The organism is Sphingobium amiense (assembly GCF_003967075.1).
Lineage (GTDB): Bacteria > Pseudomonadota > Alphaproteobacteria > Sphingomonadales > Sphingomonadaceae > Sphingobium > Sphingobium amiense.
Window position 1 is genome coordinate 1389139 of sequence record NZ_AP018664.1, and the last position, 10938, is coordinate 1400076.

Annotated in this window: 8 protein-coding genes; 5 read left to right on the plus strand and 3 right to left on the minus strand. The window is 62.4% G+C overall.

Annotated features, from left to right (window positions below; translation table 11 throughout):
• The 4 genes from SAMIE_RS06655 to SAMIE_RS06670 all read left to right on the plus strand — a co-directional run bounded on the left by SAMIE_RS06655 (position 1) and on the right by SAMIE_RS06670 (position 4115).
• Complete coding sequence (locus SAMIE_RS06655; RefSeq protein WP_030090407.1) at positions 1 to 1125, plus strand: ABC transporter permease; 1125 nt, start codon at positions 1 to 3, stop codon at positions 1123 to 1125.
• 294 nt (positions 1126 to 1419) lie between these two features.
• The gene (locus SAMIE_RS06660; protein ID WP_013846843.1) at positions 1420 to 2211 is read left to right on the plus strand and encodes a helix-turn-helix transcriptional regulator; all 792 of its coding nucleotides are present in this window, start codon (positions 1420 to 1422) and stop codon (positions 2209 to 2211) included.
• A 193-nt stretch (positions 2212 to 2404) separates the two neighbouring features.
• Positions 2405 to 3190, plus strand: a complete 786-nt coding sequence (locus tag SAMIE_RS06665) for a type IV toxin-antitoxin system AbiEi family antitoxin (RefSeq protein WP_021690794.1) — start codon at positions 2405 to 2407, stop codon at positions 3188 to 3190.
• A gap of 4 nt (positions 3191 to 3194) precedes the next feature.
• On the plus strand, positions 3195 to 4115 hold the full coding sequence (locus SAMIE_RS06670) for a nucleotidyl transferase AbiEii/AbiGii toxin family protein (protein WP_013846841.1): 921 nt from the start codon (positions 3195 to 3197) through the stop codon (positions 4113 to 4115).
• Between the two features lie 213 nt (positions 4116 to 4328).
• Here SAMIE_RS06670 and SAMIE_RS06675 read toward each other — a convergent pair whose 3' ends face one another.
• Positions 4329 to 4682, minus strand: a complete 354-nt coding sequence (locus SAMIE_RS06675) for a hypothetical protein (protein WP_013846840.1) — start codon at positions 4680 to 4682, stop codon at positions 4329 to 4331.
• Between the two features lie 597 nt (positions 4683 to 5279).
• Here SAMIE_RS06675 and SAMIE_RS06680 point away from each other — a divergent pair.
• A complete protein-coding gene (locus SAMIE_RS06680) occupies positions 5280 to 5729 on the plus strand; it encodes a hypothetical protein (protein WP_013846839.1) in 450 nt (149 codons plus the stop codon).
• Here SAMIE_RS06680 and SAMIE_RS06685 read toward each other — a convergent pair.
• Both SAMIE_RS06685 and SAMIE_RS06690 read right to left on the minus strand, forming a co-directional pair.
• The gene (locus tag SAMIE_RS06685) at positions 5726 to 9496 is read right to left on the minus strand and encodes a conjugal transfer protein TraG N-terminal domain-containing protein (protein ID WP_013846838.1); all 3771 of its coding nucleotides are present in this window, start codon (positions 9494 to 9496) and stop codon (positions 5726 to 5728) included. The two genes, SAMIE_RS06680 and SAMIE_RS06685, sit on opposite strands and share 4 nt — an antisense overlap.
• Positions 9497 to 9510: 14 nt before the next feature.
• Positions 9511 to 10935: a conjugal transfer protein TraH gene (locus tag SAMIE_RS06690; protein ID WP_013846837.1), complete on the minus strand. Its 1425-nt coding sequence runs from the start codon at positions 10933 to 10935 to the stop codon at positions 9511 to 9513.
• Between the last annotated feature and the right edge of the window lie 3 nt (positions 10936 to 10938).

The following is a 10938-nucleotide window of genomic DNA, read 5'->3' on the forward strand; positions in this document are numbered from 1 at the left end:
ATGCGCCACGCGGCCAACATCTACCGGCTCGGCATCAAGGAACTGCGCAGCCTGTGGCGCGATCCGATGATGCTGTTCCTGATCCTCTATTCGTTCTCGGTGGGGATCTACGTCGCGGCAACCGCCATGCCGGAAACGCTGCACAAGGCGCCTATCGCGATCGTCGATGAAGACCAGTCGCAGCTTTCCAGCCGGATAACCGGCGCCTTTTATCCGCCGCACTTCACGCCCCCTTCGATCGTGGGACTGAACGAAGTGGACAAGGGGCTGGATGCCGGGCGCTATACGTTCGCTCTCGACATCCCGCCCGATTTTCAGCGAGACGTACTTGCGGGACGCCAACCCGGCTTGCAGCTCAACGTTGACGCTACGCGGATGAGCCAGGCTTTCACGGGCGGCGGCTACATCCAGCAGATCGTGCAGGGCGAAGTTGCCGAATTCATGAAAGGCACGCGTGCGAGCACGCCGGTCCCGGTCGAGCTGGCGCTGCGCGTGCGGTTCAATCCTACGCTGGCGCAAAGCTGGTTCGGCGCGGTCATGGAAATCATCAACAGCGTCACCATGCTGTCGATCGTGCTGACGGGCGCGGCCCTGATCCGCGAGCGCGAGCACGGCACGATCGAACATTTGCTGGTGATGCCGGTGACGCCATTCGAGATCATGGCCAGCAAGGTCTGGGCCATGGGGCTCGTTGTCCTGGTCGCCTGCGCTTTCGCGCTTTTCGCGATGGTGGAAGGGGTACTGTCCGTTCCCGTCGAAGGGTCGATCGCGCTGTTCCTCGCCGGAGCGGGGCTGCACCTGTTCGCCACGACCTCCATCGGCATCTTCATGGGGACGATCGCGCGCTCCATGCCGCAGTTCGGCTTGTTGCTGATGCTGGTGCTGCTGCCGTTGCAGATGTTGTCCGGCGGTTCGACGCCGCGCGAAAGCATGCCTGAGTTCGTCCAGACGGTCATGTTGGCCGCGCCCACCACCCATTTCGTGAAGATGGCGCAGGCCATCCTTTACCGGGGCGCGGGCTTTGACGTGGTCTGGCCCCAGTTCCTGGCTATCATTGCTATCGGCGCGATCTTCTTCGCCATTGCGTTGGCGAGGTTCCGGCGAACCATCGGCACGATGGCGTGAGGAGGCAGTCGAATGTCAGAACACCAAATTGCGTGGGGCATCGTAACGATGCTTCAGACTAACGATTGCCGAACGGTTCCGCGCAGGTTTCGCAGGAGAATAATACCGGCGGCGGTGTCACGGATCCTGAGCCAGGTTTTCGAAACAGCGAATCCACGATTGCCCTAGCAGCCTCACGCGTCAGCCATAGCGCTGGCTGACGGCTGTGAATGCCCCCTATCTCCCATAGGTATCACAACGGCTTCTTCTGGCACGTTTGCCGGTGCACGGCCAACACAACCCAAGGAGGATGCCATGTATGTCAATGCCAGACTGCGTGAGACACTCTCACGCTTCAATGTCGCTTCTTCAATGGAAGCGCTGCTCGCCGCCTTAGCTGATGCCGCCACGAAAATGGGCTTCCCCTATGTCGCGATGATCCAACATGGCGGCCTCCCACGCTTGGTCGAACGGGCGCTGGTTATTACCAACTATCCGGCGGAGTTCGTGCGTTTCTACACCGAGAGCCACGCGTACGTCATCGATCCAGTCTATGAGGTGAGCCAGTTGCTGGACCGCCCGTTCAGCTGGGACGAGATTCCCGGTTATGTCGATCTCACAGGCACACAATCAGCCCTGTTCGAAGAAGCGCGGCTGCATGGTCTCGTCCACGGTGTCACCGTGCCGCTCCACATACCGAGCGAATCCCATGCGTCTTGCACTTTCGCACGCGCGGAGCCGATCATGGCTTCGCCATCGCTACTGACGACGCTCCACATCGTCGCTGCCTTCGGGTTCAAGGCGGGCCTCAGACTACATCATGCCTCGCGCGGACATGACGTACCCAGGCTCACGCGCCGCGAAGCTCAATGCACGGCATTGGTCGCCGTCGGCAAGAGCGATTGGGAGATCAGCCAGATACTCGGTCTGAGCGAGACCTCGGTGCGCTATTTCGTCTCCCACGCAAAGCAGCGTTACGGCGTCTACAAGCGCTCAGAGCTTGTCGCCAGGGCGCTCATCGACGCGCAGATCCTTCGAAACGACCAAGGGATCATTGAGGCTGGACCCCGCCGCCCGCGCCACAGGGCGAAACGGCGCAGTCCTTGACAGTCCTGTCGGTGTCGCCGTGTTGCGCATCCCGTCAATTGGCCCGCGAACCGCCATGCCTAGGGCGGATAAGTGTATTGACCTACGGTCGCACGATCCAGTTTGCCGAGCTCTGATAATGCCAAGCAAGGCTTAGCTAATTTCGAAATTAATAAACTCGACAGTAGTTTCCCAATCTGTCAAAATGCATAGCATGGCTTCGCAAACATTAGGAAAATTAAACCGGCTGCAACGGGATCTCCCAGAGAGCCTGCTGGTCGACGCGGCATGGATGGAAGCCCATGGTTACTCATCATCGCTGCGGAGCCAATATGTTCGCGCGGGATGGCTCGATAGCCCGACCCGGCGCGTCTATCGCCGCTCGCGTGGACCGCTCACCTGGGAACAGGCCGTTATCTCACTGCAATCCCTGTTGGACCTGCCTTTGACAGTTGGCGGGCGCACAGCGCTCGAACAGCAGGGCTACGCTCATTATCTCTCCATAACGGTGCGCGAAGTCCATCTCTATGGGCCAAGCCGGCCGCCGACATGGCTCGACAGCCTGCCACTCGATGTCTCGTTCCGCTGGCATAACAGCCTCCGGCTGTTTCCAGTCGACGGCGAGATTCCTCCCGAGCCTGCGCCCCGGATGTCCAGCACCGCCGGCACGACCTTGCCGATCCGCTGTTCGAGCAAGGAACGCGCCGTTCTCGAACTGCTCGATGAGCTTCCCCATGAGAGCTTCCATCAGGTCGACATGCTGATGGAAGGAATGAGCGACCTCAGCCCACGTCGCCTTCAGACACTTCTTGAGGCGTGCGCGAGCGTAAAAGTGAAGCGTCTCTTCCTCTTCTTCGCGGATCGCCATGGCCATGCCTGGCGTTCGAAGCTCGATGTTTCCCGCCTGGATCTCGGATCGGGCAAACGCGTCCTGGTCAAAGGAGGGAAGCTCGACCGGCGCTACAACATCACCGTGCCCTCCGACCTGGCGGGAGAATAGCTGTATGGCGTTTCTCGACGGCTACCGGAGACAGGTCGCTCTTCTTCTGCGTGTTATGCCTCACGTCGCGAAGGAGGATATCTTCGCGCTGAAAGGCGGAACAGCGATCAATCTGTTCGTGCGTGACCTGCCGCGACTTTCGGTGGACATCGACCTCACCTATCTGCCGATCGAGGACCGCGCGACCTCGCTCGCCACGATCGATGCGGCGATGCTGCGGATCAAGGAACGCATCGAGGAAGGACTGGTCGGAGCCAGGATTCATGCGTCGCGTTCCGCTGACGAAAAAATCGTCACCAAGCTCATCGTTCGTGCGGATGATGTGCAGATCAAGATCGAGGTCACGCCAGTGTTGCGCGGGACGGTCTATGATCCCGTCGTTATGGGTGTCGTTCCCGCAGTCGAGGACGCCTTTGGTTTTGCTGAGATTCAGGTGGTGTCCTTCGCCGATCTCTATGCGGGAAAAATCGTGGCGGCGCTCGACCGGCAGCACCCTCGCGACCTCTTCGACGTCCGCGACTTGCTGGCGAACGAAGGCGTCACAGACGATTTGCGACGTGCATTTCTCGTCTACCTCGCCAGCCATAATCGCCCGATGGCCGAGGTTCTCGCTCCCGCCCGTAAACCGCTCGCCGAGGAGTTCGAGCGCGGTTTCGTCGGAATGACTCACCAGCCGATCACTCTGGCGGAACTGGAATCAGCGCGTGAAGACATCATCGCGTGCATGGTTGCCGGGATGCCTGACACTCATCGGCAATTCCTTGTCGGCTTCAAGCGTGGTGAACCGGACTGGGCGCTTGCGGGCATTGATGAGGCGAGGCGACTGCCCGCGGTTTTGTGGAAGCAACGTAACCTGGACCGGTTGGACCCTGGCAAGAGGCAGGAGCTTGTTGCCGCGTTGGAGAAGCAATTGCTGCCGGGATAGGTCAGGCGCCCCTCCGACGCCTGCAGGTCAGCCTGTTTGCGGCGAGCAGCGCGGAAGGGTGGTGGTTAGGTGAAGTGCGGGAGCAGCGAGGAAAGGGTGGAGGTGATGGGAGAGGGAGCCGCTCGCGTTTGGGACCAGCAGGTACATTGAAGGCTTACGGTTCGACATGGATTTTGGCGGAATGGCCGGGCAATGTCTTTCCGCCAGCGCTGGCTATATTCTTGGTGATGCAGGCGCGCGAACATAGCGCACAGCGTGGTCGAGGCGCTCCGCCGCGTCGGCCTCGCTGATGCGGAGGCGGCGTGCGATCTGGCCAACGGTAAAGCCGTCATTGCGATGAAGGAACAAGGCCCGCATGGTCAGGTGCGGTAGATCGGTAAAAACAGAATCCCATACCTCGCCTTCTTCCCCCATCTTGCCCGACGACCCCATGACCCTCTCAATCACATCGTGGAGATCGGCAGCAGCGGGTTCCTGCAAGGCGTATAGGATCGCCAAGGACTGCTCCATCATTTCCAGCGCTTGTTCTTTTAATTCGTCGTTGCCCGGCTCGTTACCGCTCCCCATGCTCTCACCTCCTTCTTAGTTGCAGAGGAGCATGACAGAAATCGCGGGATTTTCATCAACAACAACCCCCAACTTGGATATTGTTGTGCGCTGGCTCTTTGCGCGAAGGTGCCATGCGCTATTTTATGGTTTCCGAGCCGTTAGCCGGACTTCAGATTTTGAAAACATCATGACTGCCAGCCTTACAGGTCGCGCCGCCGCTCGCATCAGCGGAGGTGCCGAGAAGGGGGTTGCCCGGGGATGGAGATGCTCGAGATATGGAAAATGCACGGTCTCGTGCCGACCTTGTAAGTCATATGCCCAGCAGAAGCGGCTGAGACGCAGTCCGTGTTGGACACCGCAAAAGCTGTCCCAACCGCGACATTTACCGGAACTGGCAAGAACGACCGTCATGCATTGACATTGGTGACGGTTATTGCGGCGGCGCCAATACCCTCTCTCTGGAATTGACGCCGCCACATCGATCCCTGTTCGCAAAGATGGGTCAATGCCGATAGATTAGAAGCGTTGTTCCCAATCGGTTTCCAGATCGAGCCGATTCACAAATGATGGAACACCGACAGAATTCTGCTATAGTCCTCCAGTGAGGATATAGCGATGAACAACGCCGCCCATATTCAAGCGCCCGAACCGGCATCGCCTCGGCTGAAACCGGCCGATTGGCTTTGGCGTCCGTGGTACGCGAAGCTGTGGTGGTCGGCAATTCCGGTCTGGTGGATCGGCATGGCTGCATCGACCAGGATCGCGCCGCTTGAGGCGTTCTACGACAGCGCGGCGGCCGGTTTTCTCAACGTCCTGTTCTTCCCGATGATGGCGCTTATGGTGCTCGGAATCGGCTATGCACAGCATTGGCTCGCGCAGTTTCCAAAGCAGGGTGACGGAACTTCGCTGTCCGATGAAACGGTAGCTAGAATCGCCGATGTATGGGAGGAGCATGATCGGGCAATGGAGGATCTCCATGCCAGCTCCGATATTCTCGATCCGAGGTCTGGTGCATTGTGGATCGGAAATCCTTTGAGCTCTCACTGGCCTCACAAACGACTTTAACGCTTCTTGAAGCTACTGTCCCCGTCGCCGGGGCTGTTATCGAGATCGGTCGAGAACCGACCACTTTTCAGGACGGAATTCTGTTCGATTGAGGTGAGCGGACCGGTGATATCGAACGTAGCTCGCCCGGAATCCGCATCCTGCAGGTAGCGATTGCGCATCCCGTTCGGGCCAAGAATGCGTTCCGATAGTTCGCGCGAGAAGGCCGCTTCCGGGCTGCCGGAGCGGGCAGCCGCCCGTTCAGCCGCTGCTATTGCATTGCGGACGTCGTAGTTCACGATATCAATCGCTGACTGCGCCGTCTCGCTCGTGGTGCCAACGTCACGGCTCTCAAACCCAAGACTCCCACCGACACGCCCCGATGTGGAGCGTCCCTTTTGGGTGATCGGGCTTTGGTTCGATTGTTGCCCTTTGCCGCTAGGTTGTCCGCGACCGCCCGTCGCTTCCGACTCATTGGCACTGATAGTGCCGCCAACATGAGCGCCGATAGTGGTCCCCATCGTGGTCTGGTCCTGCGCGGATCGTGAGAGCCCGCGCTGCCATCCGGTCTGCGCGATGATCGCCTGGACGTCGCGCGTAAGCGTATCGGCCACCTGCGGGTTAAGCCGCCAGTTGCCATGCCGATCCATCTCGAACCCGCCGCGCAGCCAGTTCTGCATCATCGCCTGGCCCTGTTCGCCGCTGCTGAGGAAGTGTTCAATGGTGTCAGGGCCTGCCTGCTTGCCCGCCTCGAACCGCGTGGAGGTGTCGTTGCGTGCCGATTGCTGGAACCCGACCGAGCTGGAGACGAGAAGATCGTTGTCGGCGAACGAGAACCTTGCCCGCCCGCCATTGGCGACCGCGCCGAGCTGGCTTTCGTTGATGAGCCCGCCACGCCACATCTGCGCCGCCGTCTCCGGGGTAAGATTGAGGCTCAGATCGCCATTCTGCGCCATGGCGATCTCGCGCTTCGACATGTCCACCCCATGATCGGCCAGCAACTTCTGCATGCGGGTCAAGCGCTCATTGTCGATGATCCGCGTCAACCGTTCGTTGCGGGCGCGATCAGCGATGCCTGCCGCGCCGCCTTCGGCCATATCGACCTGATTGCCGGCACCCTGGCTGAGCGTGCGGATGAAGCTGTCGAGATGTGCGGCCTGTCGCACCGACATGCCCGCCGCGGCCGCGCCTTCCGCGAACCCGGCGTTGTCGGCCTGCCGCCGCTGCTCACCGATCCGGGCGGCGGACCGTGTCCCGTCGTGACCGACCTCACGCTGCGCGTCGAGCTTGCCCGACCGTTCGGCAAAATCGAAGCCCGCTGCCTCGCGGGTGCGCCCATAGACGCTGGTGCCCTCGCGCGCGGCCTCGGCGGTCGCACCGTCGGCGGTGCCGACCTGCACGGCGGCATTGTAGGTTTCGAGCGCCCGCATGACCTGCGCTTCATTTCTGCCCGTTGCGCGCGACAGTTGGGAAATGGCGGTGGAGCGAGCCTCTCCGGATAGCGCGTTGATAAAGGCGACGCGTCGGGAGGTTTCCTGAACGGAGAGGCCGAGCATGGAGGAAGCGTTGCGCTGGCCCTCATTGCTGCCGGTCCTATGCGCCTGCTCGGTCGCGACATTGCCGCGCTCGATCCGCCTTACATTGTCGCCAGCAAAATCGCGCCTGCCTTCCATCGCGCCGACCTGGATCTGCGCGCCGGTCAGATCGTTCCTCAGCATCTGCTCCTGGTCGAAGGTATTAGCGATCAGCTTGGCGAAGGTCGGATCGGCCGACGCCTGCGCGATCACCGTCGAGGCTTTGAGCGCGGCATCCTGCTGGTCGTAGCCGCTCCTCTCGAAATGCCGCTGCGCGCCGGACAGCATCATGTCATAGGCGCGCGTATCCCCGAACGCCTTCCACTGGACCATCTTCTGCGTGAAGGCCGCGAACGAACGCTCCCCGGACTGTCCCTCTCCAAAATAGCCGGTGCCAAGGCTGCGGAGCGCATCCTTCTCCGCGAAATTGTGGATCGCGCTGGTCGCGGCATTGTCGCGCACGGCGCGCACGGTCGCGGGATCGGTGAGGCTGCGGCCGGTGAGGGCAGGGGAGAGCCCGCCCAGTTCGCGCGCCGCATCGAGCTTGCCCATGCCGAATGCGGCCGTTCCGCTGGCGCCGCCGCCATGTTCGCCGAGCACGCTGCTCGCCGCACCGAACGCCCGGTTGGCGCCGAAGGTCGAGCGTTCGCCGAAGTCCCCGAAGTTCGAGGCCGCGCCCCGGCGCGCCATCGTGCCCGCGGCCCCCGCCTGCGCCTCGAGCGCGCCGGCATAGCCTTCGCTGGTGGCAAGCGGCGCGGCCGCCGCCGTGCCCTGACCCTGCACACCGAGCGCGCCGGATGTGAACGAGGTGAACACATTGCCGGAGAACCGGAAAACCGTGAACACGAAGGCCCCGGCGAGGCCCGCGGACGCGGTGCGGAAACTCCCGAAGATCGCAAGCGCCTTCATCGCGGACGACGGCGCCAGCATCCAGGCATTCGCCGCGACATGGTTGGCGCGCATCTCGGCCAGCACATCGGTCGCGCGGCCCAGCGTCAGCTGATAGATGCCGGCGTCGATCACGCCCCAGAGCGCCACGAAGACGAACAGGCCGAGGGCGAAGCTGGCGACGCGCAGGTTGATCGGGGTCAGGATGAAAAGCAGCGCGACGGGCATCATGAACAGCATGATCCCGAACACGGTCGCCCGGATCGTCGGCATCCACTCGTTCGCGGTCGACATGGTGGCGAGGCCAGACGAGACGACGGCGCGATTGGCCATGACGCGCGCCGCCGTCGCCGGACTATCCTCGAACAATACGTCGCCCACCGTGCTGCCGAGCATCACATTGGTCAGGAACTGCTGGAGCGAGAGCGGCGTATCCATCATCATCTGGCCGAGTTCGCCGATGTTGGACCGGCAGCGCTGAAGCTGTGTCGCGTTGCCGATGTCGTAGCCGGTGCGGGTGCAGACCTGCGCGACATAATTGTCGAACAGCGCAGGTTCGGAGAGGCGTGTCGAGATATGTTCCCACGCCTCGTTGCAGCTCACCGTCGTGCCGCCCTTGTCGGTGGACGTGAACACCGTGCTGAAGGTCGCCGGCCCCGCCATCGCGGCAAAGGCGGCAGGAAGATCGGTCGCCGTGCGGAACAGCTGATCGTCGTCGACGCCATAGGCGGGCGAGACGCGCGCGACCGGATAGCATTGGCGGACATAGTCCTTGATCGTTGCGTCGAGGAAGGTGTCCGTCATCGGCCCGCGCGGGGATGCGGCATTGAGGAACAGATCGAAGCTGTGCCCGCCCGCGCCGAACTCCAGCTTCGCATGGGGATCGGTGGTGTTGTCGTCGATCACTTCGGCCAGCGCGCGTTCCATCATGTTGGTCATGCCCGCGACCAGCACGATCAGGTTCGGCACATCGCCGACCGGCTGATAGGCGTTGCGGACGCGGTCGTAGACGTGGACCGTGCCCGTCGTCGCGACCAGGCCGACGAACAGCCCGACCCCGATCAGCATCTGGAACCCGAAGGCGACCAGCCCCATGCCTTGCCCGCGGATGCTCGCGAGCAGCACGCCGAGCGCGATGCCCACCACCGCGACGATCAGCACCAATGTCTCGTAACGCGAATCCCCGAAGATCATCGAGACGAGGCGGAAGGCGTCCACCGTCTCCGCAAAGCCGTCATAGGTGTGGAAACTCGCATCGATCGCCAGCGCGGGACTGGCCGAGAAGAGAGCGATCAGGACCGAGATCGCGCGAACTAAGCGGTGCATGACGCGGCCCTCCGTCAGCGGTTGCGGTTGGCGGCGGCGCCGGCGGCGTCGCGCGCATCACGGTCGCGCTGGCGCACGACCCCGGCATAGTTGGCCGAGAGGTTCGCCTGGTTCAGCGCAGCCATGTAGGACTGGCGCATCTGCGCGCGCTGGCGCAGCACCTCGTCGCGCAGCCCGCTCAATTGCTCGATGCCCTTGGCGAGGATGCGGGTCTGGCAGATCCTGGCGCTGCCTGCATCGGCCGCACCGGCGGCGGTCACGCCGCGTTCGGCATTCGACACGGCAAAATCTATGCTGCGCGTGAGGTCGTTGAGCATCTGATAGGCGAGCGTCAGCGCAACCAGCTCGTCGGTATCGCCGATCACGCTCTCGACCAGCCCCTGGCGCACGCCCCATTCGAGCAGGCGATAGACCGGCAGGGTCCGCACATTGGCGACGAACTGGCGTTCCTCCGTCGTCAGAGTGGCGCGCGTGCGGATCTTGACCGCGATCGACTCCATCCGGCCGCGTGCGAGCACCAGCGCGCCCTTACCGCTGCCGTCGGTCGAGCAGTCGGCGGCGGTCGGCGGCACCGCGATCGCGCGGGTCTGAACCTTGCCGGTCAGGAAATCGTCGACACTCTCGGTGTCCTGCCGTGCGCAGGCGGGGATGGCCGTGAACAGCGGAACCTTGTCCGCCGGGTCCCAGCGCATATAGACGTCGCCAACGCGGGCGCGCATGACGCCGGCCCAGTCGGACGCGCCGACACGCGCGGCGGCATGGGCTAGCAGCGAGCCCGTCTTGAAGATTTCCGTGACTTCCGCCGGGCAGTTTTCCAGCGCATCGCGCAAATCCTCGGTCGGATTGCCCTGGTTCGCCTGGATCTTCTCGCGGCTCTGCTGATAGCTCTTGGAGAAGCCCTCGCGGACGCTCTTGTAGCCGGTCATCTCCTCGATGATGCCCGACATATTGTCGTCGCCCCGGGCGATCTGGACCATGCGGTTGGCGAGCCGGCAATCGTTGACCTGGATCGAGTTCAGGAAATTGGTCGCCGCCTCCATCTTCGAGATGATGTTACCCATTTTTTCATCGAGGGTTTCCAACAGATACTGGAAAGCGACAGCCGGGGCAGCCTGAAGGATGCTTTCGAGCTTCTGGACGAGATAGTCGGGATCGAGGAACGACATGCCGCCCAAAAACATGTCGATTCCCCCGCAGCCCGCGCGGACCTTGGGCAGCGTGACCGACATGAGATAGTCGTTATGGACATCGATCCGGCCCGACATGCCGCCCGCGGTGATATAGCCGCGGGTCTGGTCCTCGAAGGAGCCGGGGCTGGTGTAGGTCACATTGTCGAACCAGCTTTCGGCCCAGCTTTGCGCGGACGCGGGCGAGGCGAAGGACAGACAAGCCAGCAGGGGAAGGGCGAGCAGGGTCAGGCGGCGGCGCGGGTTTGCCATGGC

Excerpts from the sequence above, each read along its gene's own strand:
- SAMIE_RS06655 (WP_030090407.1), top strand. The coding sequence starts at position 1 with ATGCGCCACGCGGCCAACATCTACCGGCTCGGCATCAAGGAACTGCGC.
- SAMIE_RS06660 (WP_013846843.1), top strand. The coding sequence starts at position 1,420 with ATGTATGTCAATGCCAGACTGCGTGAGACACTCTCACGCTTCAATGTC.
- SAMIE_RS06665 (WP_021690794.1), top strand. The coding sequence starts at position 2,405 with ATGGCTTCGCAAACATTAGGAAAATTAAACCGGCTGCAACGGGATCTC.
- SAMIE_RS06670 (WP_013846841.1), top strand. The coding sequence starts at position 3,195 with ATGGCGTTTCTCGACGGCTACCGGAGACAGGTCGCTCTTCTTCTGCGT.
- SAMIE_RS06675 (WP_013846840.1), bottom strand. The coding sequence starts at position 4,682 with ATGGGGAGCGGTAACGAGCCGGGCAACGACGAATTAAAAGAACAAGCG.
- SAMIE_RS06680 (WP_013846839.1), top strand. The coding sequence starts at position 5,280 with ATGAACAACGCCGCCCATATTCAAGCGCCCGAACCGGCATCGCCTCGG.
- SAMIE_RS06685 (WP_013846838.1), bottom strand. The coding sequence starts at position 9,496 with ATGCACCGCTTAGTTCGCGCGATCTCGGTCCTGATCGCTCTCTTCTCG.
- SAMIE_RS06690 (WP_013846837.1), bottom strand. The coding sequence starts at position 10,935 with ATGGCAAACCCGCGCCGCCGCCTGACCCTGCTCGCCCTTCCCCTGCTG.